The 24,925-nt window shown below is 50.4% G+C and carries 26 protein-coding genes and 1 tRNA gene; 8 read left to right on the plus strand and 19 right to left on the minus strand.

Annotated elements, in window-relative coordinates:
* Window positions 1-181 precede the first annotated feature (181 nt).
* On the plus strand, window positions 182-1,147 hold the full coding sequence (locus GNP95_RS07875) for a M23 family metallopeptidase (protein WP_155610309.1): 966 nt from the start codon (window positions 182-184) through the stop codon (window positions 1,145-1,147).
* Window positions 1,148-1,234: 87 nt separating this feature from the next.
* Here GNP95_RS07875 and acsA read toward each other — a convergent pair whose 3' ends face one another.
* Entirely contained in the window at window positions 1,235-2,959 is a 1,725-nt protein-coding gene (gene acsA, locus GNP95_RS07880) for an acetate--CoA ligase (protein WP_155610310.1), read from the minus strand.
* A gap of 316 nt (window positions 2,960-3,275) precedes the next feature.
* On the opposite strand from acsA, the gene GNP95_RS07885 reads away from it, so the two are divergent.
* Both GNP95_RS07885 and GNP95_RS07890 read left to right on the plus strand, forming a co-directional pair.
* On the plus strand, window positions 3,276-3,908 hold the full coding sequence (locus GNP95_RS07885; RefSeq protein WP_155610311.1) for a GNAT family N-acetyltransferase: 633 nt from the start codon (window positions 3,276-3,278) through the stop codon (window positions 3,906-3,908).
* A 43-nt stretch (window positions 3,909-3,951) separates the two neighbouring features.
* Window positions 3,952-5,133 (plus strand): acetoin utilization protein AcuC, encoded by a 1,182-nt coding sequence (locus GNP95_RS07890; protein ID WP_155610312.1) that lies wholly within the window; start codon window positions 3,952-3,954, stop codon window positions 5,131-5,133.
* On the opposite strand, the gene GNP95_RS07895 is transcribed toward GNP95_RS07890, so the two are convergent.
* The 4 genes from GNP95_RS07895 to GNP95_RS07910 form a co-directional block, all read right to left on the minus strand.
* The gene (locus GNP95_RS07895) at window positions 5,134-5,841 is read right to left on the minus strand and encodes a 5'-methylthioadenosine/adenosylhomocysteine nucleosidase (RefSeq protein ID WP_155610313.1); all 708 of its coding nucleotides are present in this window, start codon (window positions 5,839-5,841) and stop codon (window positions 5,134-5,136) included. It lies immediately after the preceding gene.
* Window positions 5,842-5,968: 127 nt separating this feature from the next.
* Window positions 5,969-6,973: a catabolite control protein A gene (ccpA, locus tag GNP95_RS07900; RefSeq protein WP_055107543.1), complete on the minus strand. Its 1,005-nt coding sequence runs from the start codon at window positions 6,971-6,973 to the stop codon at window positions 5,969-5,971.
* Between the two features lie 107 nt (window positions 6,974-7,080).
* Window positions 7,081-7,425 (minus strand): bacillithiol system redox-active protein YtxJ, encoded by a 345-nt coding sequence (gene ytxJ, locus GNP95_RS07905; RefSeq protein ID WP_155610314.1) that lies wholly within the window; start codon window positions 7,423-7,425, stop codon window positions 7,081-7,083.
* A 114-nt stretch (window positions 7,426-7,539) separates the two neighbouring features.
* Complete coding sequence (locus GNP95_RS07910; protein ID WP_330163308.1) at window positions 7,540-7,983, minus strand: hypothetical protein; 444 nt, start codon at window positions 7,981-7,983, stop codon at window positions 7,540-7,542.
* A gap of 245 nt (window positions 7,984-8,228) precedes the next feature.
* On the opposite strand from GNP95_RS07910, the gene GNP95_RS07915 reads away from it, so the two are divergent.
* Window positions 8,229-8,756 carry a type 1 glutamine amidotransferase domain-containing protein gene (locus GNP95_RS07915; protein ID WP_330163347.1) on the plus strand — a complete coding sequence of 176 codons (528 nt, stop codon included), beginning with the start codon at window positions 8,229-8,231 and terminating at the stop codon, window positions 8,754-8,756.
* Window positions 8,757-8,847: 91 nt separating this feature from the next.
* Here GNP95_RS07915 and ptsP read toward each other — a convergent pair whose 3' ends face one another.
* From ptsP to GNP95_RS07945, 6 genes are all read right to left on the minus strand, one after another.
* On the minus strand, window positions 8,848-10,584 hold the full coding sequence (gene ptsP / locus GNP95_RS07920) for a phosphoenolpyruvate--protein phosphotransferase (protein ID WP_155610316.1): 1,737 nt from the start codon (window positions 10,582-10,584) through the stop codon (window positions 8,848-8,850).
* A 188-nt stretch (window positions 10,585-10,772) separates the two neighbouring features.
* Window positions 10,773-11,204, minus strand: a complete 432-nt coding sequence (locus tag GNP95_RS07925; protein WP_155610317.1) for a CoA-binding protein — start codon at window positions 11,202-11,204, stop codon at window positions 10,773-10,775.
* A 48-nt stretch (window positions 11,205-11,252) separates the two neighbouring features.
* Entirely contained in the window at window positions 11,253-12,542 is a 1,290-nt protein-coding gene (aroA, locus tag GNP95_RS07930; RefSeq protein ID WP_155610318.1) for a 3-phosphoshikimate 1-carboxyvinyltransferase, read from the minus strand.
* Window positions 12,543-12,576: 34 nt separating this feature from the next.
* Window positions 12,577-13,089, minus strand: coding sequence for a shikimate kinase (locus tag GNP95_RS07935; RefSeq protein ID WP_230873725.1), 513 nt, complete (start codon window positions 13,087-13,089; stop codon window positions 12,577-12,579).
* A gap of 146 nt (window positions 13,090-13,235) precedes the next feature.
* On the minus strand, window positions 13,236-14,645 hold the full coding sequence (gene gndA, locus GNP95_RS07940; RefSeq protein ID WP_155610319.1) for an NADP-dependent phosphogluconate dehydrogenase: 1,410 nt from the start codon (window positions 14,643-14,645) through the stop codon (window positions 13,236-13,238).
* A gap of 166 nt (window positions 14,646-14,811) precedes the next feature.
* Window positions 14,812-15,408 carry a hypothetical protein gene (locus GNP95_RS07945; protein ID WP_330163309.1) on the minus strand — a complete coding sequence of 199 codons (597 nt, stop codon included), beginning with the start codon at window positions 15,406-15,408 and terminating at the stop codon, window positions 14,812-14,814.
* A 179-nt stretch (window positions 15,409-15,587) separates the two neighbouring features.
* Here GNP95_RS07945 and GNP95_RS07950 point away from each other — a divergent pair, with 179 nt between their 5' ends.
* Window positions 15,588-16,211 (plus strand): DUF1054 domain-containing protein, encoded by a 624-nt coding sequence (locus GNP95_RS07950; protein ID WP_155610320.1) that lies wholly within the window; start codon window positions 15,588-15,590, stop codon window positions 16,209-16,211.
* A 20-nt stretch (window positions 16,212-16,231) separates the two neighbouring features.
* Here GNP95_RS07950 and GNP95_RS07955 read toward each other — a convergent pair whose 3' ends face one another.
* Window positions 16,232-17,500 (minus strand): MFS transporter, encoded by a 1,269-nt coding sequence (locus GNP95_RS07955; protein ID WP_330163310.1) that lies wholly within the window; start codon window positions 17,498-17,500, stop codon window positions 16,232-16,234.
* 188 nt (window positions 17,501-17,688) lie between these two features.
* Here GNP95_RS07955 and GNP95_RS07960 point away from each other — a divergent pair, with 188 nt between their 5' ends.
* On the plus strand, window positions 17,689-19,164 hold the full coding sequence (locus GNP95_RS07960) for an aminotransferase class I/II-fold pyridoxal phosphate-dependent enzyme (protein WP_155610321.1): 1,476 nt from the start codon (window positions 17,689-17,691) through the stop codon (window positions 19,162-19,164).
* Between the two features lie 97 nt (window positions 19,165-19,261).
* Here the strand turns inward: GNP95_RS07960 and GNP95_RS07965 are convergent, their stop codons facing one another.
* Together GNP95_RS07965 and GNP95_RS07970 are read right to left on the minus strand one after the other, a co-directional pair.
* Window positions 19,262-19,579, minus strand: coding sequence for a DUF1292 domain-containing protein (locus GNP95_RS07965; RefSeq protein WP_055107530.1), 318 nt, complete (start codon window positions 19,577-19,579; stop codon window positions 19,262-19,264).
* Between the two features lie 126 nt (window positions 19,580-19,705).
* Entirely contained in the window at window positions 19,706-20,263 is a 558-nt protein-coding gene (locus GNP95_RS07970) for a copper amine oxidase (RefSeq protein WP_155610833.1), read from the minus strand.
* A 184-nt stretch (window positions 20,264-20,447) separates the two neighbouring features.
* Here GNP95_RS07970 and GNP95_RS07975 point away from each other — a divergent pair, with 184 nt between their 5' ends.
* The gene (locus tag GNP95_RS07975; RefSeq protein WP_155610322.1) at window positions 20,448-21,182 is read left to right on the plus strand and encodes an MBL fold metallo-hydrolase; all 735 of its coding nucleotides are present in this window, start codon (window positions 20,448-20,450) and stop codon (window positions 21,180-21,182) included.
* 67 nt (window positions 21,183-21,249) lie between these two features.
* On the opposite strand, the gene GNP95_RS07980 is transcribed toward GNP95_RS07975, so the two are convergent.
* The 3 genes from GNP95_RS07980 to GNP95_RS07990 form a co-directional block, all read right to left on the minus strand.
* Entirely contained in the window at window positions 21,250-21,489 is a 240-nt protein-coding gene (locus tag GNP95_RS07980; protein WP_155610323.1) for a DUF3892 domain-containing protein, read from the minus strand.
* A gap of 89 nt (window positions 21,490-21,578) precedes the next feature.
* On the minus strand, window positions 21,579-22,025 hold the full coding sequence (locus tag GNP95_RS07985) for a GNAT family N-acetyltransferase (RefSeq protein WP_155610324.1): 447 nt from the start codon (window positions 22,023-22,025) through the stop codon (window positions 21,579-21,581).
* Window positions 22,026-22,469: 444 nt separating this feature from the next.
* Window positions 22,470-22,736, minus strand: a complete 267-nt coding sequence (locus GNP95_RS07990) for a hypothetical protein (RefSeq protein ID WP_155610325.1) — start codon at window positions 22,734-22,736, stop codon at window positions 22,470-22,472.
* A gap of 182 nt (window positions 22,737-22,918) precedes the next feature.
* On the opposite strand from GNP95_RS07990, the gene GNP95_RS07995 reads away from it, so the two are divergent.
* Window positions 22,919-22,991: transfer RNA gene (locus tag GNP95_RS07995), tRNA-Val, on the plus strand.
* 193 nt (window positions 22,992-23,184) lie between these two features.
* Here GNP95_RS07995 and GNP95_RS08000 read toward each other — a convergent pair.
* Together GNP95_RS08000 and GNP95_RS08005 are read right to left on the minus strand one after the other, a co-directional pair.
* Entirely contained in the window at window positions 23,185-23,760 is a 576-nt protein-coding gene (locus GNP95_RS08000) for a hypothetical protein (protein WP_155610326.1), read from the minus strand.
* 21 nt (window positions 23,761-23,781) lie between these two features.
* Window positions 23,782-24,696 (minus strand): DUF6731 family protein, encoded by a 915-nt coding sequence (locus tag GNP95_RS08005; RefSeq protein ID WP_155610327.1) that lies wholly within the window; start codon window positions 24,694-24,696, stop codon window positions 23,782-23,784.
* Between the last annotated feature and the right edge of the window lie 229 nt (window positions 24,697-24,925).

A 24,925-nucleotide genomic window follows, 5' to 3' on the forward strand; every position in this document is an offset into this window, starting at 1 on the left:
ATAGTTGTGCTCATTGTAACATATCCTTGCTGTCTCATGGCTTCTGGAACCTTAACAGCACCTTAACAGAAGCATAATAAATTTAAGCAGCTGTTAATCCCCTGTTTTTCTAGCGTTCAACTCCGGCGGCTATAATTACAGACAAAGAGATCAACTCGATGTAGAACAGGAGAGACGCCATATGAAAGCAAAATTGTTAATTTGCGCAGTAGCATTATTCATTTTCACAGGGTGCAGCCTGCCAGATTCACAAAATTCACAATCATCAAAGGATACCCAGCCATCCCCCGATATCCTGGATAGTATCGATCTGCTCCCCCAGGCTTTGCAGAACGAACATTATAAGCAGGTGTACAACACGCTTAGCCCCGATTTTCAAAGCCAAGTAACCATCCAGCAAATCAAAGAGCTGTCGCAATCTTTCTTTGGGGCTAATGATACGTTTGTGATGCAATCAAAGATAGCAGTCAACGGCATGACGGACTATGTATGGATCGATCCTTCCTCCAGCAAAGGAATTTCCGCTGTAACAGACCAGAACGGAGTCATATGGGGGCTGCAAATTGTAAATCTGTCCTCTTATCCCGCAGCGGATAATGATTACACCAAGCAAGAATACAGTTTACCGTTTACAGGGGAATGGCTAACCTTCTGGGGCGGCAGCAACGTGCTCTTCAATTATCACTACGCTTACGAGACCCAGCGCTATGCTTACGATTTCATCGTCGTTGAGGAAGGCGGCAGCTATGAAGGGGACCCGGCGGAAAATGAAAGCTTCCATGCTTTCGGAGAGGAGGTGCTGGCTCCAGCGGACGGCATCATCATGGAGGTCGTGAACGATGTGGAGGATAATGCCCCTGTCGGCACCATGAACGAGCAGCAGGCCGCCGGTAACTACATTATCATCAACCATCAAGGGGAGTACAGTATTTTGGCGCATTTCAAACAAGGATCGATCAGCGTGCAGGAGGGGCAAAAGGTCAAACGAGGCCAGACGCTTGGACTGGCCGGCAATTCCGGAAATTCCAGCGAAGCGCATATTCATTTCCAGGTGTCCGATCAACCAAGTCTGGGGAAGGGCAAATCGATTCGCATAAAATTTAAAAACGATCTTGACCCCATCAAGGGGCAATTCGTTGAAGGCTGACTACGAGAAAAACGCCGGGGCTGACATGGTTCATCCCGGCGTTTTTCTTGTATTAAATGAATATCGCTTCATGCCTAAAGCGTGTTATCAATCCTCAATCGTCGACAGATCCCCGGTTGGAAGATTCAGCTCCCAGGCCTTGAGCACGCGGCGCATGATTTTACCGGAGCGCGTCTTCGGCAGCTTATCCTTGAACTCGATTTCGCGTGGTGCCGCATGAGCCGACAGCCCTTCCTTCACGAAGCGGGCGATGTCTGCCTTCAGCTCCTCTGAAGGCTCGTATCCATCCAGCAGCGAAATGAACGCTTTGATGATTTCTCCCCGCGTCGGGTCAGGCTTGCCGATTACGCCCGCTTCCGCAACGGCCGGATGCTCCAGCAGCTTGCTCTCCACCTCAAATGGGCCGATTCGCTCCCCGGAGGAATTGATGACGTCGTCAATCCGGCCCTGGAACCAGAAATAGCCGTCTTCGTCCATATAAGCCGTGTCGCCGGAAATGTACCACCCCGGAACCCGGAAATACTCCTCATATTTTGGAGCGTTGTTCCAGATTAACCGCATCATGGCCGGCCAAGGTGTACGGATGGCCAGATTTCCCATCCGGTTAGGCGGCAGAATCTTGCCGTTATCGTCGATAATCGCGGCTTCGATGCCCGGAACCGGCTTGCCCATGGAGCCCGGCTTCAGCGGCATCGATGGGTAGTTGCAGATCAGTTGTCCGCCGGTTTCCGTCATCCACCATGTATCATGAATGCGCAGCCCGTATACTCTGTGTCCCCAGCGTACGACCTCAGGATTCAGCGGCTCGCCGACGGATAGGACATGTCTCAGCGAAGACAGATCGTATTGGCCGATGATGTCTTCCCCTGCTCCCATCAACATCCGGAATGCCGTCGGCGCACTGTACCAGACTGTTACTTTGTTCTGCTGAATCGTATCATACCAGTCACCGGGACTGAAGCGTCCTCCGCGCACAACATTCGTAACCCCAAGCAGCCAAGGTGCGAATATCCCGTAGGAGGTCCCCGTCACCCAGCCCGGATCGGCCGTACACCAGTAAATATCGCCTTCCTTCAGATCCAGAACAACCCTGCCTGTATGATAATGCTGAATCATCGCGTTATGAACGTGGTATACACCCTTAGGTTTTCCCGTAGAACCCGATGTATAGTGCAGGATCATCCCGTCCTCGCGGTCGACCCATTGGATTTCGGTCTCCGGTGCGGCCTTCTCCAGCTCGGCCAGCAGGTCGATCAGCCCCGCTTCCTGCGGAAGATCCTCGCCGACCAGGAACACATGCTTCAGCTCGGGCAGCTCGTTCCGCTTGACGCGATGCAGCAGCGCAGGCGTCGTGACGATGGCTACCGCGCCGCTGTCCTCCAGCCGGTCCTTGACCGCCGTTTCCATAAAAGCTTCGAAGAGCGGCCCTACGACCGCACCTACCTTGAGTGTACCGAGTACGGAGATATACAGCTCAGGGCTTCTCGGCATAAAGACGAAAACACGGTCGCCCTTACCAATGCCATAGCTGCGCAGTACATTCGCAAATTTGTTGGACAGCGTACTCAGTTCTTCATACGTATAGGATTCATTCCTGTTCGAATCACTGAACAGCAGAGCCGTACGGCTGCCTTTTCCCGCATCCACGTGGCGGTCGATCGCTTCATAAGCCATATTGACGCGGCCCGTATCATACCAGGAGAATTGCTTCTCCACTTCGGCCCAATCGAATTTGGCGTAAGCCTCCTCATAGTTCCCCAAATTGGACGAGGGGGCTACCTCCGAAATAATCTCACCTTGCAGCTGACTCATTGTTTCATCCTCCCTTGAATCTGTCTTTAAGCACCCATTAATAAGCAAATTCAAATCATGAAAACGGATACACGTCGGCGGATTTCATAGTGCGGATTAATGCTGTCAACCTAATGGCATAGTTTGAAGCGGTATCCACTTGTTCATGAGGGCCAGTGTGTAATTAGTCATGCAGTGTGCAGCGGGATGTCAAGAGTTAATTATGAATGTTTTATGTCGGAATACATTATATCACACGCTTTTATGAGGGGCTATACTTTTCAAATTTTCATTTTTCTGTTATAAGTGAGGGGAACGAGCAAAGGAGGCGGCGAAAATGGAACATCGGAAAACGCATATCCGCCATACCGTATCTAGTGGAGGCCGCGAAATCGTCATTGAGGGCCCGGTTTCGCCGGAGCTCCTGCAGCACTTTCAAATGCATGAGGAACTCGATGCTTTTCGCAGACCCAAGGACCAGCATGAGGCGTTGATCGAAATCGCGGGACTCCCGGAAGGACGCATTATCATCGCAAGGGAGCAGGACACAATCGTCGGTTACGTCACGTTTCATTATCCGGATGAAATGGAACGCTGGTCTCAGGGAAATATGCCCGATCTCATTGAACTGGGGGCGATTGAGGTAGCCAACGACTACCGCTCGCTAGGACTCGGCTCGAAAATGATCCGGACAGCATTCGAGCAGGAGCAGATGGAGCGCTACATCGTATTTACGACCGAATATTACTGGCATTGGGATTTGAAAAGCAGCGGACTTAGCGTATGGGACTACCGGAAAATGATGGAGCGGCTCATGAAAACGGTCGATATGGTCTGGTACGCTACCGATGACCCGGAAATTTGCTCCCATCCGGCAAACTGCCTGATGGTCCGCATCGGAAAAGATGTCCCGCTGGAATCTGAAGAGCAATTTGACCGCATTCGCTTTCAGCAGCGGTTCATGTATTAATGCTCATGCAGATGATGACACAAGAGCAAGGAGAGTGGCGCCCATGACTGGAAGCGCTTTATTGATTCATCACGATAAAGCCATGAATTATCATTTTCACGACAGCCATCCTTTTCATCCCCTCCGGCTTAGATTAACGCTCGATCTTCTTGCCGAAGCGGGTGCGCTAGCCCCTACAGCGATGCTGACGTCGCGGCCGGCCACAGAAGAAGAGCTGCTGCAGGTTCACCAGCCGGCTTATATAGAGGCTGTAAAAGCGCTAAGCACAAATCCAGGTCCTGATTGGCTGGAGCGGGCAGCGCAGTACGGGCTGGACGACGACGATACGCCCTTCTTCCCAGGCATGCATGAGGCTGCTGCCTATGTTGCCGGGGGCTCGATTACGGCCTGCGAGGCGGTCATGTCCGGACGCTGCGATCATGCCCTGCATCTGGGCGGCGGCCTGCATCACGCCCTCTCTGCTAAAGCAGCGGGCTTCTGCGTCTACAATGACGTCTCCGTGGCTATCGCCTATGTTCGGCAGCGCTACCAGGCACGTGTGCTTTATATCGATACGGACGTGCACCATGGTGACGGGGTGCAGTGGAGCTTCTATTCCGATCCTGAAGTATGCACCTATTCCATCCACGAGACCGGAAAGTATTTATTCCCGGGAACTGGCTTCGTGCAAGAGAGGGGCGAGCACCAGGGCTATGGAACCTGCGTCAACATTCCACTTCAGCCGTATACGGAGGATGCCTCCTGGATGGAATGCTTCGAGCAGTCGATCCTCCGCTTGACGGAATATTTCAAACCGGATCTTATCATCAGCCAGCATGGCTGCGATGCGCATGCGCTCGACCCGCTCTCTCATATGCAGTGCAGCATGGCCATCTATAACGAAATGCCCGCCATCATACACAGCCTGGCCCATACGTACTGCAGCGGGCGCTGGGTTGCCGTAGGCGGCGGCGGATATGACATCTGGCGCGTCGTTCCCCGGGCATGGAGCCTGCTGTGGCTGGAGATGACCGATCACCCGCTAAAGCGTTCCCTGGAGCAGCGTCCCCGCACCCGGCTCCCCCAAACGTGGATTGAGCGTTGGCAGGAACAGAGCTCGGTAAGCCTTCCGGCCGAATGGCTCGATGATTTGACCCATTGGGAAGGGATTCCCCGCAGGGCCGAAATCACGGCAAAAAACCGCGAGAGCCTCGCGGTTGCGCTGCAGGATTTCCCTGAAATCTAATTAACGGTTCAGGCCGGCGACCATCTCGTTTAAAATTTCAAACGAATGCCGGGCAGCGAGCACCGTAAATTCGGCGAAATTGACGTCCGCCGTACCATCGGCCTTGTCGGACATCGAGCGGAGAATGACGTAAGGCACTCCATTCATATGGCATACTTGGGCTACAGCCGCCCCTTCCATCTCCACGCAGGCGCCGTCCATCGTCTCGTGAAGCTCGCGGACATAATCATAATCGGAAATGAACTGGTCGCCAGACAGCACCTTGCCTACGATAAAGTTGTTGTCCTCGCACAGTTTGGAGCAGGCCTCTTCCGCCAGACGGATCAATTTCTTGTCTGCCTGAAAATCCGAAACGTCCTGATAAGGAATCATGCCGCGGGCAAAGCCGAGCGGAGTAACGTCCATGTCATGCTGCTGGCATGAAGAGGAAATCACGATATCCCCGATGTTAAGCTCGGGGTGAACCGCACCTGCCACTCCTGTAAACAGTATCGTGTCAGCTCCGAACCGATCCACCAGCACCTGCGTCGTTGCAGCGGCATTGACTTTGCCGACGCCCGACTTGCATACGACAACCTCTTTGCCGTGCAGCTGTCCGGTCACAAAGCTGATTCCGGCATGTATGACCGTGTTCTGCCCCTCTACCTGCTCCAGCAGCAGAGCGATTTCTTCATCCATGGCGCCCATCAGCCCGATTGTTGCGGCCATAACGATCTCCTCCTCTTTTTTTCCCCTAAAAAAAGCTCCTGAGCAGGAGCTTTTTCCGTATAACCTTTTTCATATATTTGTCTTTAATCTTCTTCTCTATCTATAATTGATGAATCAGTCCAGCCGATTATACATGGCTGACCGACAAGCGAAGAATCGTTTCATGCGGCAAAATGACCTTCGAGCTCTCCACAGTCTCTTTCTTCATCAATTTCGTCAACAGACGCATCGCTACCGCACCAAGGTCGTACATCGGCTGTGCCACCGTAGTCAGCTGCGGCCGAACCATCGAAGCCATGCGAATGTTGTCCACACTAATAATAGAGAAATCCTCCGGCACTTTGAGACCTTCGTCCTGAATGCTGTGGATCGCTCCAATCGCCATTTCATCCGTGGCGGCAAAGATTGCCGTCGGGCGCTTCTTAAGACCCAGGAAATACTTCATCGCTTCGACACCGGATTCGTAGCGGTAGTTGCCAATCCGCACCAGATCCTCCTGGTACTGAATGCCCGCAGTTTCGAGCGCGCGCTTGTAACCCTGGAACCGCGCATATCCGTTAGCCGGATCCTGCAGCGTTCCACTGATCATGGCAATCTCGCGATGGCCATGGCGAATCAGCGTGCTGACGGCATCGAAGGCAGCAGCCTCATGATCGATATCAACGGAAGGAATTGTCCCGTTCTCATCGCTCGTCGCACACAACACAACCGGAACAGAGGAGGTCTGGAAAGCCTGCATATGCTCTTCCGTCACTGCTCCGCCCATAAAGAGAAGCCCGTCCACCTGCTTCTCGAGCAGCGTGTTGATGACGCGGATTTCCTTCTCCTTCTTCTTGTCCGCATTACATAAAATAATGTTATAGTGGTACATGTTAGCGATGTCTTCAATACCCCGGGCGATTTCAGCGAAAATTGAATTTGAGATGTCCGGAATGACTACGCCAACCGTAGTCGTCTTCTTGCTCGCAAGGCCTCTTGCAACCGCATTCGGACGATATCCCAATCGTTCAATTGCTTCGTATACTTTTTTCCGGGTTTGCGGTTTCACATTGGGGTTGTTGTTGACAACCCTTGAAACCGTGGCCATTGAGACGCCTGCTTCACGTGCCACATCATAAATGGTAACCGTCACATTCTTCTCTCCATTGCCAATAGATTTTCACTCATTCATCCCGTAATTTTCAAGCTCCAATTAGGTTTATGATACGACAAAATTTTACTTTGTGCAATGTTCGCGCTTCATTCGGCTAGAATTCCCTCTAGGGCTTCTAAAGTTATGTCGGAATGGGAAGTGTGCCAAACGGCTTGTCCGTTTTTGACCAGTATGGCTTGAGGGGATTCATGCTTCACTCCAAGGCGCTCGGCAGCCGCATCGGCGACGGCCCTGTCTTCGACAACGTATATCACACCGTAGTTTACAGCTTCGTTGGGATTATGATTTAAGTATGCATCGAATTCCCGGTGTGCTCCCGAACTGATGGGGCAACGGGTACTATGTTTGAATAACAAAAACGGCCTGTGCGCTGAATCTTCCATAGCCTGGGCAAGCTCTTCTATGGAAGTTATTCTTTTCAAAGCAGCCATAATATATCCATCCCCTTTTTCCGACAAGGCATACTTAACATTACTCTTTTGTTATCTTAACAAAAAAAAGACGTTAAACACAACTCATTGCAGTACTTTTGCCAGGAACCGCCCTTAATTTGTTCTTGAAAACTGACTGTTATTTACAAAGTCAGATATTTGAGCCAATCTTTTGGAAATGTCCTCCATCCAATCCTGGTCTTCCATTCCTTTGGCGCATCCATACACATCCAGCAGCAGGTTGATGCGCTCCTTGCATTTCTGGTCGAGAAGCGATTCAAAAGATGGTGACTCGGTCTCGCTCCATGTCCGGTAAATGCCGTACATTACGTCTGCCAGTTCGCTCACTTCATTAAAAAGCACGAGCCCCTGCTCCCGGCTCGCCTTCAGTTCCGCCAGCAAAGCAAGCAGATCCGGTTTTATGGCTGGAAGCACCTCGTAATGACTGCATTGCTCGCATTCGAATACCGGTACTCTGTCAATCTCGATAATCCCTTCAAAAATGAGCACTCTAAAATCGAGGCTCATTTCTTGCCCGCAATGACACAGCTTGCGCACAGTACCACCTCTTCTTACAAATCATTTTCAATTTACTTTTACTTGCCCGCCGTCCGTTGAATGATGTATTCGACCCTTAAGGGATATTCTCCTTTTCGGGGATGTAAATGCTTGTAATTTCCTTGACTGGCAAGGAATCTCGCCTAGGCTGCGGCGATGGCCATATGAAAAATAACTTTATTTTTGATACAATTAAAATATCGAAAACGATTTTCGTCAAGACCGATCGAGAACAGGAGGCGTCCATATTGAGACTTACTGGTAAAAGAGTTATCGCTTTAGTAGATGAGGAATTCGAGGATTTGGAGCTGTGGTACCCGATTTATCGGGTTCGCGAGGAAGGTGCCGAGGTTCATCTCGTCGGACCGGAGAAAGGCAAAAAATACATCGGCAAGTACGGCGTGCCTGCCGAAGCGGAATATAGCTTCGAGGAAATCGATGCCAAAAACTACGACGGCATCCTCGTTCCGGGCGGCTGGGCCCCGGACAAGCTGCGCCGTTATGACAAGGTGCTGGAAATGATCAAAGAACTTCATGCGGCCAAGAAGCCGATTGGCCAAATCTGCCACGCCGGCTGGGTGCTGATATCCGCTAAAATTCTACAGGGCGTTACAGTTACGTCGACGCCGGGAATCCGCGACGATATGGAAAACGCAGGCGCGATTTGGAAGGATGAAGCCGTCGTCGTGGACGGGCATATCATCTCAGCCCGCCGTCCGCCGGATCTGCCGCCGTACGGCAAAGCATTCGTCGATGCGCTGGCGAAAGCGTAACCCATTCCCCTGACCCTAAAGTGCTGCTGAAGACAAAAAAGAACCGCAAGGGAAGGAGCCCGCTGCTCTCCCTATGCGGTTCTTCTTGTATTTAATGGTTCTGCCACACACAGCTTTCGGCAAAACGCGTCAGCTCTGCCTCCACCTCGGCGCCGGTCGCAAGCCGGAAGCAGTTCGCCCCGGCTTCCCGCCCGGCGGAAGCTTCGGCATTCAATATCCGGTGCTTCACTCTTAACAGCGATTGCGGGGACATGCTCAGATCGCGGACGCCCAGATATAGCCAGATCGGGATAGCTTTCTCGTCTCCGGCAAGTTCTCCGCAGACACTGACCGGAATCCCCGCGTCCTGCGCCGCCGTAATCGCCTGGCGCAGCAGGCGAAGCACCGCAGGATGAAATGGCTGGTACATATGGGCGATCGTCTCGTTCATCCGGTCGACAGCCAGAACGTACTGCACCAGATCATTCGTGCCAATGCTGAAGAAATCAGCTTCCTTGGCCAAAAGATCGGCGATCGCTGCCGCAGCCGGTACTTCAATCATGACGCCGACCGGTATGCCGTCGTCGTAGGCGATGCCGCGCTGGTCGAGATCGGACTTGGCCTCGGCCAAAATTTGCTTCGCCTGGCGCACCTCCTCCAGCGAGGAAATCATCGGCAGCATGATTTTCAAGCTTCCGTAGGCGCTGGCACGAAGGATGGCGGTCAGCTGGGTTTTGAACATTTCTTTGCTGTTCAAGCTGATGCGGATGGCCCGGTAACCGAGGAAGGGGTTATCCTCCTCCGGCAGCTCGAAATATTCCAGCTGCTTATCTCCGCCAATGTCGAGCGTGCGAATCACGACGGAATAGCGGCCTGCCTTCTCGGCAACCTGCCGGTAAATATCGAACTGCTCATCTTCCGATGGAAAGCTGGGACGATCCATATAGAGGAACTCCGTGCGGAACAATCCCGCACCTTCGGCGCCGTAATGAAGCACCTGCTCCAAATCCTTGACGGAGCTGATATTGCCCGCCAGCCGAAAGCGGACGCCGTCCCGTGTAATAGCTTCGACCGTTGCCAGCAGCTGCAGCTGCTCCTTGCGCTTCCGCTGGATTTCGGCCAATTCCGTGTAGCGGTCTATAATTTCCTGATCAGGTTCAACATAAATAAGTCCTTCGTCGCCGTCAACGACAAGCATATCGCCCGTCTTCAGCGGCGTTCCAAGCTTCTGCTCCAGTCCGGACACAAGGGGAATCCCTAGAGCCCGGGCCATAATCGCCGAATGCGAGGTCTTGCCCCCAGCCATCGTAACCATGCCCAGCACATTATCTGGATTCATATGTACAAGCTGGGAAGGCGACAATTCCTTGGCCACCAATATATAGGGCTGGGTATCGGCCGGCAGCGTAATGTCGGGCGTACCGAGCAAATGCTTCAGCAAGCGATTGCCGACATCCTTGATATCAAGCGCCCGCTCCTTCATGTACTCATCATCAAGCAAATCAAACATGGTGACAAAATGATCCGTTGCTTCTTTGACGGCAACTTCCGCCGCCTTGTACTGACGTTCGATGATCCCGCGGATTTCGCTCATGAATACGGGATCCTCCAAAATGGCCAAATGGGCGTCAAAAATGCTCGACTCCTCAACCCCTACCGCTTCCTTGACTTCATTTTTCATCACTTCGATTTCCGTCTTGGATGTACGTATGCCTTCATACAGTCTCTCAAACTCTGCGGCCAAATCCACCTTATCCATCTGGCGGTCCGGCAAATCCCATTCCCAGGCAGGCAGCACGAATGCCTTGCCGATGGCTACGCCCGCTGCTGCAGCGACGCCCTGTATCATGTTTAGACCCCCTATATCCTGCTCTGTTATAGGATACATCTCTCTATAATATTTATCTTTATTCACGAAGTAATTCGGGTTCGCACTATTATGGTAATCCTAGGCTTGCAAATTTGTCAAAGGAAATTAAACCTGTCCAGCTAAAACAAAAAAGAGGACCCGCAGAATTCAGGTCCTCTCCTTAGGGATTATTGCCGGCTCTTGCCGAGCAATATGCTGTCCTCTACCTTGATACACCGGTCCATGATCACCTTCAGGCCGCCCTGCTCGGCGATCTGCGCCGCCTCCTCGCTGATGATTCCCTGCTGGAGCCACAGCACCTTGGCACGGGCCGCAACCGCTTCACGGGCCACCTCCGGCGTATGTTCGCTGCGCCGAAATACGTTTACGATGTCGATCGGCTCAGGAACGTCCGCCAAAGAAGCATACACCTGTTCGCCGAGAATCTGCCCGCTTACCGCCGGGTTCACTGGAATAATGCGGTAACCGTTGCTTTGCATCGCTTGGGCTACCATGTAGGACGTGCGGTCCGGCTTGTCGGACAGCCCGACGACGGCGATATTGCCCGCATGCTCCAAAATTTCCTTGATTTCCTCGCGGCTGGGATTTTCAAAAGCCATGGCTGAATCCTCCTCTCGAATTTCCATAGTATGCCCTGCTCTATCTTGTTATACCCATTCTACCTGAGCGCCAAGCGCCTTCATATGATCGAAAAATTGCGGATACGATTTGGCGACGTGATGGGCGTCCTTGATGACCAGCGGCTCGCGGCAGCGCAGGCCGACAATAGTCAAAGCCATAATGACGCGGTGATCGTAGTGGGCGTTGATCTCGACGCCCCCCTCAAGCCCGCTTGGACGGCCGTGCACGATGATCTCGGCCTGGCGCTCCTCTACGTTCGCGCCGGCTTTCCTCAGCTCGTTCAAATAATCCGTAATCCGATCGCATTCCTTGTACCTTAAATTCTCTACGTTATAGAAACGGGACGTTCCTTCGGCAAACACTGCAGCGGCCACCATAGCCAGCACCGCATCGGTCGCTGCATCACCATCGAACTCTACCGGACGCAGGCGGCCATTGCCTTGAACGTGAACTGTATCGTTCACATGGGTCAGCGGTACGTCCATCATTTGCAGGACATCCACAACCGCGCGCTCGCCCTGTTTGCTGCGCTCGGCGAGACGATGCACCTTCACATCGGACTTCGTTACCGCAGCTGCCGCCAGAATGGCCGCCGAGCCCGGATAATCGCCCTGAACCGTGTAGGTCTTCGCCTGATAGCTCTGGCGGCCAGGAACCTTGAAGCTCATGTAATCGTCGCTGGCATGGATGATGATTCCCGCCTGCTCCAGCACTTCCAGCGTTTGGCCGACAACGACCTTCGATTTCAAATCGTCCAGCACTTCAATTTCGCTGTCCTCCTCCAGCAGAGGGGTCAGGAACAAGAGGGCGCTCAAATACTGCGAGCTGACCGCGCCAGATACGGTGATCTTGCCGCCCTTCGGATTGCCGCCGCGAATAGTGATCGGCAGCCGTCCTTCCTGATGGTCGACCTCGACGCCAAGCTGCTTCAGAGCCGTAATCAAATCGTCATGCGGACGTTTGCCCAGGGAATCAGGATAAGTGTTAACGAAGGTCACCTCAGGACACAGCGCGGCGATGCCCATCAGAAACCGCAGTACGGCTCCGGCGTTGCCTACGTTCAATTCCTTAACATCCTTCGGCTTCCGGCCAAAGCCCGTAATGACGATTTTCTCCTCATCCTCCTCCAGCACCGCCCCAAGGTCGGCAATACAGCGGCGCATAGCATCGCTGTCCTCGCTGTGCGCAGGATAGTATATGGTGCTCGTCCCTTCGGCTAGCGCGGCAACGAGCAGATAGCGCGTTGTATAATTTTTTGATGATAGCGCCCCGATTTCGCCGCTAAGCTCGGGCGTTGGTCTAACGATAACGTCCATTTATATTCTCCTTTTTCATCAAATGTTATTTTGATTAACCGCGGTAATGCATTAAAATCTCAGACGCTAAGACGTCCGGAGTTTTACCCGTGGTATCGATTTTGACGTGAGCGAAATCATAAGCATGCTTGCGCTCTTCCAGGAGGACGGTCAGTCTCTCCCTCGCCCCTCCGGCAAGCAGCGGCCTGCCCGGATCCTCGCCAACGCGCCTCAGGATGCTCTCCAGATCGGCGGTAAGGGCAACAACCCAGCCCTTTTCCAGCATGGTGGAGCGGTTCACTTCGCGCAGGACGGCCCCGCCGCCAGTCGCCAGCACTACCCCGCCTTCTTGCAGAACCCGGCTCAGCAATGCCGACTCCATATCCCGGAAGTAGGGCTCGCCGTAATTGGCAAACAATTCGGGAATTGTGCACTTCGCCTCCTCTTCGATCTGTTGATCGAGATCGATCAGGCGATAGCCGGCCATTTCGGCAAGAACGGCTCCTACCGTCGACTTGCCTGTGCCCATCATTCCTACCAGTATAATATTGTTTCTCTTTCCACTCAATATTTCACCTACTTTATTCCTGTGCTGATGGCAAACTTTTTCATATCATAACACAGGAGCCTGCATTTCGGCACATCTCATCGCTAAATATTCAAAAAAAGGCGCCAAAGAGCAACACCGCTCTTGACGCCTTATGAATCAGTTGATTAGAACCATTGATGATGGAATACGCCTTCTTTGTCGACGCGTTTGAACGTATGCGCCCCAAAGTAGTCGCGCTGCGCTTGCAGCAGGTTGGCTGGCAGGCGCTCCGTACGGTAGCTGTCGTAGTAGGACAATGCGCTGGAGAAGCCCGGAACCGGAATGCCGCGGGAGACCGCTGCCGAGATCACTTGGCGCCATGCATCCTGATATGTTTCCACGATGTTCTTGAAGTAAGGATCGAGAAGCAAGTTCTTCAGGCCAGGATCACGGTCGTAAGCTTCCTTGATGTTATGCAGGAACTGGGAACGGATAATGCAGCCGCCGCGGAAAATCATCGCGATGTTGCCGTATTTCAAATCCCAGCCATACTCGTCGGAAGCTGCTCTCATTTGTGCAAAGCCTTGAGCGTAGGATACGATCTTGCTGGCGAACAGCGCTTTGCGAACATTTTCAATGAACTCCTGTTTGTCGCCGTCAAAAGAGCTGGCAGCCGGACCGCTCAAAATTTTGCTTGCGGCAACGCGCTCTTCCTTCATCGCGGACAAGAAGCGGGAGAATACAGATTCTGTAATCATGGACAACGGCACGCCAAGGTCAAGAGCGCTTTGGCTTGTCCATTTGCCTGTTCCCTTCTGTCCGGCAGCGTCTAGAATGACATCGACCATCGGTTTGCCGGTCTCTTTATCGTATTGCGAGAAGATGTCCGCAGTAATCTCGATCAAGTAGCTGTCCAGTTCGCCTTTGTTCCACTCGGTGAAAATTTCATGCAGTTCCTTGGCATCCAAGCCAAGCACGTCCTTGAGCAGGTGGTAGGCTTCGCCGATCAGCTGCATATCGCCATACTCAATTCCGTTATGCACCATCTTGACATAGTGGCCTGCACCGTCTGGACCGATATATGTACAGCATGGATCGCCGTTCACTTTAGCGGAAATGGCCGTAAGAATCGGCTCGACTAATTTATATGCACTTTCCTGGCCGCCAGGCATGATCGAAGGGCCGTTCAGTGCGCCTTCCTCACCGCCGGATACTCCTGTGCCGATAAAGCGGAAGCCTTTGGCTTCAAGCTCTTTGCTGCGGCGCTGCGTATCCGGGAAGTAGGCATTGCCTCCATCGATAATGATATCGCCTTGATCCAGGTAAGGAAGGAGCTGCTCGATCGTTGCGTCGGTAGCTGGACCTGCTTGTACCATGATCAGGATTTTACGGGGAACTTCCAGGGAGTTGACAAATTCTTCAACCGAGAATGTACCAACCACGTTTTTGCCCTTCGCTTCGTTCGCGAGCATATCGTGAGTCTTCTCAGGGGAGCGGTTATACACCGAGACGGTGAACCCTCTGCTTTCAATATTTAGGGCAAGGTTCTTACCCATAACGGCAAGGCCGATAACGCCAATTTGTTGTTTCGACATGGTCTCCATCCTTTGCATTCTATATTTTTTTCAATAATATCATTTTAACTCTTTGAAGTACAGAAGTGAACCCCTTCATCCAACTCTCATTTTATATTTAAAAACGGCCCTTCCCCTAATCCGAAAGAGCCGTTTCAATCCTTGTTTGATATTCGCATTGTCTCTGTTACCACTCCAGTTGGATTAATTGAATACGAAGCTTGCGCAGCTTCTCTTTGCAGTCCTCGATCAGCTTTTCGTCGCCGGATTTCATAGCATCATACAAATGATCCAGTTCTTCGTCCAGCTTCTTCTGCAGGCTCTCGATCTGCTGCTCCGCTGATTGCGAGGCCAGCAGCTCCGCGACTTGCTCCATGTCAAGCATGGGGCCTTTTTGAAAAATAACCCGATGCTCCATCCCGGTAATTTCCACCAAACGGATGACCTCGCCAAACAAGATGCTCTCGATTAATATTTGCCGGTCTTTGAACCGTTTGACGACCGCATGGCCGCGCAAGTCCCCGATCAGCTTCTCGAACCATTCCGCCAGCTTGGCATCCTTAATGACATAATCGCCTGCCAGCTTGTATCCTTTCGCGAGACGCTGAAAACGCAACTTGGTCAATTTGCGTCCAGTGCGTACGGAAATAATAAAGATCGATTCGTTCTCACTCCAGTACAGCGAATATCCGTCCTGAATCAGATCGCGAATCAGCTGCTGAATGTGCCGGCGGTCGAAACGGAGTTCCAGATTGCAGTATTCTACCTCGTAACTTTTATTCACGGCACTCCCTCCTTACCTTATCTTATACTTCATCTTATGTAGAGGTAACTTGGATTATTGATTATTTTTACCCGCTATAGGCCCATTGTGAAGCAGAATGGGCTGAAAAAGTGTTATACTGCGAGTAACGGCCGATAGTGGCCCATAGAAAAACAAGCTTTCTGCTGGAGGTTACCATGATGAATTTTACCGGCTTTCACAGCCAAGATTTCGATAGCTTGACCGTACCAGGGCTTGAGCCGCGGATGGAAGCGATCATCGCGAATATCCGCCCCAAGCTCGAAACGCTTGGAGGAACGCTTGCTCCTTACTTGTCGGCCCTGTGCGGTGAAGAGATGTTCCCGCATGTCGCGAAGCACGCGAGACGGACAATCAATCCGCCCGAGGATACGTGGATTGCCTGGAGCAGCAGCAAACGCGGCTACAAAGCGCTGCCGCATTTTCAGGTAGGGATGTTCTCCACCCATCTGTTCATCATTTTTGCGGTTATTTATGAAAGCCCGAACAAGGAAACGATCGCCCGGTATTTGGAGAAGCATACAGCCAAAGTAGACAAGCTTGTGCCGGCTGATTTCTACTGGTCGACCGACCATATGAAGCCTGAGGGGACGCTCCACGGGGAGATGAATAAGGAGGCCCTGCTGCAAATGGCCGGCAAGCTCAAAACCGTGAAAAAATCCGAGCTGCTGTGCGGACTGCGCCTCGATCGCGATCACCCCCTTCTTCAAGATGGCGAGGGGCTTACCCATAAGATCGAACAAACCTTCGAGACGTTACTGCCGCTCTACAAAGGATCCTTCTAAAACGTAAAACAGCCTTCCCCTTACACTCGGGGAAGGCTGCTTTTATGCCGGGATATGATAATATGGACAAAGAACAGGATGCCCATCACAATGGCGCTAGCCATAAACGGCGCTGAAGGGCCGAGCATGTCCCACATTTTGCCGGAGACGATCGGTCCTACGACCATCCCTGATCCCTGCACTGTTAAGAACAGGCCCCACACGGTCCCCTTCTCCCCCTCGGGAAGCATATGAGAGATCATCGTATCCCATGTCGGCAAAATGCACGCATAGCTGATCCCGATGAGAATGACGAGGATCCAGACGAGAGAAATGGAGCGGGTTACGGCAAACAGCCCGATCGCTACGGAAGAGAGCGCGAAGCCGATATGCAAAAACCATTTTGTCCCGAAACGGTCCACCAGCCGGCCGATCGGAATTAGGCCGATCACAGTGATCCCCCCTCCGGTAACGAGCAGGGCGCTGAAGGCTTCCGGTGATAAATCAAGCTCTGTCCGCACGTACAAGGTGATGACCGGGGTCAGCAGCCCAATCGCGAAGGTCTGCAGGAAAAGCGCCGGGAACAATAACCGGCTGACATGGAGATTCTCTTTAATATGGCGGATCGATTGGCGGACATTGTTGAGCACTCCCTTGATTCCGCCTTCCCAAGGAGAAGGCTCCTCCGATGGTTGTCCCGCCGCATCCGGCCTGCTCTTCATCTTGCTTTTCCCCGGCAGGAACAAAGACACAATGACCACGATTCCCATCAAAGCAAGCAGAACCCAGAAGACCGGCCGATACGAGCCGTCCACGAAAAAATTAATAATGACCGGGCCTAAGCCTGTCCCGCCTAAGCTGGAGATTTGAATGACGCCCATCGCTGTGCCGAAATTGTTATTCTCGCGCGTAACGGCGGAGATGCCCATCAGAACGCATGGCCATAGCGGAGCGGTGCCGATGCCGATCAGCGCGCACCCCAGGACAATCATGCCCACTTTATCCGCCATGGCGATGATCAGGACGGCAAAAAACGTCAGCAAGAGCCCCAGCATCATCGTCAGCCTGAAACCGACCCGCTCAATGAACCAGCCAGCCGGGCTGCGAAACACGTTGTCGCCGATATACTGAAGCGAGAAGGATAATCCGATTGCGAACGCGCTAAGATGCAGTACATCCCCCATGTACACAGGTAAAATTGATACGATTAATGCTCCCTTTACGAACTCCACCAGGAACATAATGATCCATAGGCTAATGAAAGTCGGAGTCAGCAGTTTCTTGCTTACGAGTTTGGTCGTTATTTCCACAGTCGTTCTCCCTTATCTTCTCTTTATAATCGTAAAGTTATTTCTAGTTTATCCTTTTGGGACGGTAAGTTACACCCGGATCCGAGATTATCTGCATCTTGCGTCCAATCTTTACTTGCAATCCATTCTCTTTTTGCTATACTCAACTTTGTTTAAAAATTTTGCATGGAAAGGCAGGGATGGCCTTCATGGATCATCAAGTCACACCGCTGTTTACCGCGCTCAAGAAGCACGCGGCCGGCAATCCCGTTCAATTTCATATTCCCGGGCACAAAAAAGGGCTTGGTACCGATAAAGAATTTCGAGAATTCATAGGTGATAATGCCCTCTCGATCGATTTGATCAACATTGCACCGCTCGATGACCTGCACCAGCCTACAGGCGTCATCGAAGAAGCGCAGAAGCTGGCAGCAGACGCGTTCGGCGCCGATTACACGTATTTCTCCGTTCAGGGCACAAGCGGCGCGATTATGACGATGATCCTGTCCATTTGCTCCCCCGGCGACAAAATCATCGTGCCGAGGAACGTACACAAATCCGTCATGTCGGCCATTATTTTCGCTGGCGCCAAGCCGGTCTTCGTCTCCCCTGCACAGGACGAGAACCTGGGGATCGATCACGGCATTACCACTTCTTCCGTAAGAAGGGCGCTGAAGCGCCATCCAGATGCCAAAGCGGTAGTGGTTATCAACCCGACCTATTTTGGCGTCTGCGCCAATTTGAAGGAAATCGTCGACCTTGCCCACAGCTTCAATGTCCCTGTGCTCGTGGACGAAGCGCACGGCGTGCACATTCATTTCCATGAGGAGCTTCCGATGTCGGCGATGGAGGCCGGCGCCGATATGGCCGCGACAAGCGTGCACAAGCTGGGCGGATCGATGACACAGAGTTCCGTGCTGAATCTGAACGTAAAGAACGGATATGTCAACCCGCAGCGCGTTCAGACGATTATCAGCATGCTGACTACGACGTCGACTTCATATGTGCTGCTTGCTTCGCTGGACACGGCAAGAAGGAATCTTGCGCTTAACGGGCGGAAAATGATACAGCGTGCACTGGACATGGCGCATCATGCCCGGCATGAAATCAATAAAATCGAAGGCTTGTACTGCTTTGGGCGGGAGATTCTCGGCAGCGAAGCTGCCTACGATCATGACCCGACCAAGCTGACGATTCACGTCCGCCATCTGGGGATCACCGGCTATGAGACGGAGAACTGGCTGAGAGATAACTATAACATCGAGGTAGAGCTCAGCGACATGTACAACATTCTGTGCTTCATTACCCCGGGTGATACGGAAGAAACCGTAGAAACGCTGCTCACGGCGCTGCGCGAATTGTCTAAAATGTACTATAAAGAAAATAATGCCAACGAGCTAATCGTAAAAATACCGGAAATTCCTCAGCTCTCGCTTATTCCGCGTGATGCGTTCTATGCAGATACTGAGGTCGTTCCTTTTAAAGAATCGGCAGGCCGCATCATTGCCGAGTTCATCTATGTGTACCCGCCGGGCATTCCGATTCTCCTCCCTGGAGAAGTCATATCCCAGGACAATATCGACTATATCGTCGATCATGTGGAGGTAGGGCTTCCCGTAAAGGGACCGGAAGACCGGTACATCAATCAGGTGAAAGTCATCGTCGAAGCCGACCCGATTTTCTGATGATTGAAACTTATCATCGAGGCGTGCATATCCAAAGAAGCTCCCCTAGGCGGGGAGCTTCTCTTCAGTTCAGGTCATGGATCTATAGACAAGCATGCTACACTTCATCTTGACCGGAGACCAGCTCGTTGTAAGCAGCCTCCACTTGACGCCATTCGTCCTCATCTTCAATGTTGTAAAGAACCATTTCCTCGTTCTCTTCTTCCAGACGAAGGATGATTCCGTCCGCTTCCGGATTGTTCCGCTCAAGCAATAGCGCATATACTTTCTCGGCTACGTCGAACGTTTCGACGAGAACCATTTCCACGTCGTTGCCTTCTTCGTCCGTCAGCGTGAGCACAAACTCCTCGTGCTCATGGTCATGATCGTGTCCGCAGCCGCACGCTTCGCCGTGTTCATGCTTGTGATCGCTCATTGAAATACCTCGCTTTGAATGTTTTGTTGGTTTGTTTGGATGAACCTGTCAGTTTCCTCTCGTATCGTATCATTTTTTTACGGGGCAGGTCAATTCAGTAACGAGGCATTCCAGAGCAAAAATGAATTATTTCAGCACATTGATGCTTTTCTCCGACACGAGGACGAAATCGGAGTTGCCGGCCGCCGGCTTCATGTAGAAACCAAGCGTATATTGGCCCGCGGTTTTGAAATCATACGTATAATCGTCAGTGACGAAATAAAAGTTGCTGCCGGTATCTTTAACATCTTTGGTCTGAATCGTTCTGGAGGTGCCGTCCGGTGCCGTAATCGCAACTCTAATGGCGGATATTTCCGTCCTCAGATTGTCGATTTGCGAGAATACGCTGAACTTAAGCTTGCCGGTCTTCTCGATATCGGAGAACACATCCTTGCCTTTAAATAAGAAAATATGCACGTTAGGCTTATAATAATTAACCTTTTTCGTTGCTTCGTCATATTCGACCAGTCCCTCGAGCTCCCGGACCGGGACATAAGTTTTGCCATCGATCACATAACCGCCATCTTCCACTTCACGGCCGTCCATATACAGCTTTACTTTCTGCGTTGCTGAATCTGCAAACAGCATGGATCCGCCCGCAAGGGAGAATGCCAACACTAGTACCGCTACTCTTCTCCAATTCAAGTTCATCAATAGCCCTCCAATTGATTCATGTTGATGTTAATGTATACTCCTGCAAACGGCCCAAGTTGCGGTATTTTCTGCAATTCACTCTTATTTTTTGCGAGAATGCAAGAGCTCCTTTCTCTCATGAAAGAAATCGTGTAAATTAGAAATGTATGCCAAAAACGTTAAGGAGGGAATCCTTTTGTCGCTTCGCCTTCAGATGCTTGGTACAGGCGGCGCTTTTGCCAAGCAATATTTCAATAACAACGGACTATTGTATGCAGACAACTTTACGCTGCTGATCGATTGCGGAATTACGGCTCCGCTGGCGCTTCACCGGATCGGCAAGCCGATGGAGGCCATCGACGCCGTTCTGATCACCCATATTCATGGCGACCATGTCGGCGGATTGGAGGAATATGCTTTCCGCATGAAATACGGCCATGGACGAAAGCCTGTGCTTTACGTTCCCGAGCTGCTGGCAGAGCCGCTATGGGAGAACACGCTGAAAGGCGGACTGGGTCAGGACGGCATCGAAAAGCTGGAGGACGCCTTCCACGTCCATCTCCTTCGCGAGGGGCAAACCTCGGAGCTAGCGCCAGGCCTCACGCTTGAAATCATTCGCACCCCTCATATTCCTGGGAAGAACAGCTACTCTTTATACTTGAACGGTGAAATTTTTTACAGTGCGGATATGATCTTTCAGCCCGAACTGCTGAAGGAGCTCGTATATCGGCGCGGCTGCCGCAAAATTCTCCATGAAGTGCAGTTGACAGGACCGGGTCAGGTTCACACCACTCTGGCAGAGCTTCTGACCTTGCCTGCGGACATCCGGACGAAAATCTCGCTGATGCACTACGGCGATGAAATGGAAAGCTATATCGGCCAGACGCTCGAGATGGATTTCCTTCTCCAGCATGAAATCTATCAGTTATAGGGATAGCTTCTCACGATACGACAAAGCCGCCTTGGGAATCCTTCCCAGGGCGGCTTCTGTGCATCTTCTATTCGAATGTGGGCAGCGCGTCCAAATTGTTGGTTGGATCTCCGTCCGCATCGCCGCGGATATACATCTCGCCGTCTTTTCCCTTGAATATGTTCACGCCCGCAATGGCACCGGCATTTACCTCACTCAGCGCATCCTCATAGTTCAATATACGGCCACTGGAGGTTTTGAACCGGGTCAGGTTGCCGTCCCCGTTTCTTTGAACCGCGATAAAAGTCTCTCTGCTGTCAACAGCCATCCTTCATCACATCTCCTTAATCTACTGAGATTCCCAGCAGGGATGCCTATAGTGTTGCCTGCTTCGGCCATTTATATGAGGGGTGATGCTTATAACGGCTTTTCCATGCGTACGTGCAATATGCCTGCGTCATAAAACGGTTCCGTGGAAATCGTCTCATAACCCAGCTTGGCGTAGAAGCCCTCGGCCTGGCACTGCGCATCAAGAACGGACTTCGTCAGTCCAAGCTCTCTGGCCCGCTCTTCCATGGCGAGCAGCAGTATTTTGCCCACGCCTTTCGATCGGAATGGCTTCCGGACCGCAATCCGCTGCATTTTGGCGCTGTTATCTTTATAGTACGTAATTCTTCCCGTTGCCGCAGCCGCGCCTTCCATCTCGATCAGCACATGAACGGCGTCCGGGCTGATCACATCATATTCATCGATTTCCAGATCGATCGGCACCTTCTGCTCCTCTACGAAAACTTCCTTGCGAATGTTCAAACATTTCTCCAATTGCTCTTCCGAATTAACGGCTATAATTACAGCAGCAGCCATTGATACCCCTCCCATGTTGCTTTATTACTCTGCAAACTGCATCATTATACAAAAAAAAGCTTTTCGTGTATAGTTGTAAAGTAACTACTACGCTTCTATATAAGTTGAACAATTGAAATGAATGTAGGGCAAGTACGTAAAATGTTCCTACGATCGCTGTTGCTCCCGGATTTCTTAGATTATATAGATTCATAAAAGGAAGAAATCCAGTCACAAAGGCGACCACTGACGTTTCTTCGGAATCATTTTTCTCCCTCGCCATGCATCCATTCTTCAGTTCATCTTATATATATGAACATCTACCCCGGAAGGAGTCACTACACCATGGTCACGTTGACGATTGTCGCAGCAGTACTAGTATCCGTCATACTTATCGTTCCCATGTTCTACACCATCAAAAAAGGGTATTCCCGGAAATGGGAGGATGACTGAGTTAAACCCTTCTCACGGGGGCGTGATGACCTCTTTCGAGTAGACGTGCTCCCGTACAGATTTGCCGTATACCTTGTCGCGTACGGATTGGCCGAACCAGGAAGGAAGCTGCTGCTGCCGCTGCATCGTCTCTTTACTCGGCTCCAGTCCGCATCCGCTGCCCAGCAGCAGAAGGCTGGCCGCGCCGACGGCGAGAACGATTTTACAAATAGCTTTACGGGGGAATCGCGCTGCTGTCGTTAGCTTGTTGTGCTGCACATTGTTCATCCTTTCTGTCATGTTCCTCAGTGCTTTGGCTTTGGCTATGGCATTGTGCCTGCTAACTTCATTTTCGTCTGCATCCGCACCCTTTATACGCCAGAAAGGCTCCTATCTGTGAACTCTCTAATTATATTTAAAAAAGGGTTTGACAGAGTTCGCTTAACCTGGTATGATATTTCTTGTCTTCACTAATTGAATCTGATCTGTTAGCTCAGCTGGGAGAGCACCATCTTGACAGGGTGGGGGTCAGTGGTTCGAGCCCACTACAGATCATAGCCGAGAGCCCTTGTGTATCAAGGGCTTTTTCTTTTTTCATCATTCTCTCCATCCGAGCTTTTGAAGGCATTGGGGACAAAGTGGGGACAAAAGGCTTGGATTAGGTATCTTATTGGACTGAAATGGACTTATTTCTACACACAAAAAAAAGACCTCCGTCGAATTTACGTTTCGGAGGTCTTTATAATATTTAAGATAAATTTTTATCACCCGTTTCTATTTCAGTAAGAGTCTGGTTCGATATCAACGCCTTATCTTCTTTCTTTTTAACCGGTATGTTATATGTGATTTTCTTTTGTTTATTTTCTTTGTTTTTATCATCGCCACTATCTAAATCAGATTTAAAAAGAATCTTCATTAATAATGAGATAATCCTGTAAGAAGAAAACAAAAACAGTGACAAAGAAAACATCCAGATAAAGAATATGATTCTTACAAAAGGTCGAATATCATCAATTAAAACATGCATAATTGTTGAAAAAATAATAACAATAAAACCACTACCGATAGATTCAAAAAAGTAAGATTTGAGCAAAACATCTTGTTTTTCATCATATATTCTTTTCATTATACTTGAACCCTGGATCGTGATTAGAATACCAAGTAAAGCAGATAAAAAACCTAAAATAATTGACCCAAATGTTATTACTGAATCAAGGACCTTGTCAAACTTAGGTAATTCATAAGTGAAGCCTAAAAGGAGAGCTGCCAGTACAATAATACAACAAAAACACCATGGAATAATAAAATAGAACTTACTGTTCATAATCTGCAGCCCTCCAATTAATTAGCTTAAATAACCTGTTATTTCACTTTGCCTATTGTTATTTTCCGGATGGTAAATCTGCCACATCGCTTCGGCCAATGAATAATGATTTAGTGATCCTCTCGTTTCTAACCGAAATGTAGCGTAATCATGTGCTTTACTATCAAACAGATCAATAACTTCTACTGGAGCGTCATCGTGATCTTTTACTGCCAGCTCCGCTTTGGTGAATAAACTCTGATGTTGCTCGATATCGTCAATTGTTGCACTAACTGTTTCTTCATCCAAATTTAAATCCTTTAATTGCCCTACAGTGATTGTTATTTGGGCATTTATACCATTGTACTTTCCAAAAGAATCAACAATTTTAGCAAGTGGCGATTTTAATGATGCTATAATTCCTTGGTCAAGTGCTTTGTGAACATTAGCCAACCGTAAATTTAACCTTCTATAAATAGCAGGCTTCCTCGCAAGCGTAAAGGAATTCGGAACCGCGATAGGACGTAAATACACTCGCTCGTCTTGATCTATCCACAAAAGATTTATGTAATCCTCAATCCCGCTAGGCCCCAAGCTAAATTTGTTTCTTTGTAACATTAAGACATGATTGGATTGATCATATAGTGCTGACACTTCCTCACCTAGAAATTCATCGTCTTCTAACTCAAATGGTTCTACATTTGTATCTAATTTTGCCTTTGAAGGAATATTAGTGGCCCGCAATCTTACAAAATGTAAAAAATGAAAATTAAAGTCCGTATCCAAATAAGCTTCCTCTAATCGTGCTCTCTCTGATCTGTAATCTTTAGCTCTTTTTTCTAGTGACATCGACGAAACATGACTCATCCATTGTTTTAAATCAAAAAGAGACTCCTTTCCAAATTTATTCTTGATCCATACTTGATAGTACTCGAACTTTACTCTTCTATAACTCATGTAAACCCCTCCTTACTTTACCTATATTTCTACAAGAGGGTGATATTTCCTTTTAAGGAATTTATAAATACTCGATTGCGCCCATATAAGAACACATGTTCCTATTTAATCATAACATACTCATACAAGAATTACCAGAAAAAAAGAGCCTCGCCAGCAAAATGCCAGCAGAGCTCTTTTCACCGATGCTATCGGATTGCATATCAGGGGTGCTGATATGTAACCACAT

The sequence above is a fragment of the Paenibacillus woosongensis genome, assembly GCF_009725165.1.
Lineage (GTDB): Bacteria > Bacillota > Bacilli > Paenibacillales > Paenibacillaceae > Fontibacillus > Fontibacillus woosongensis.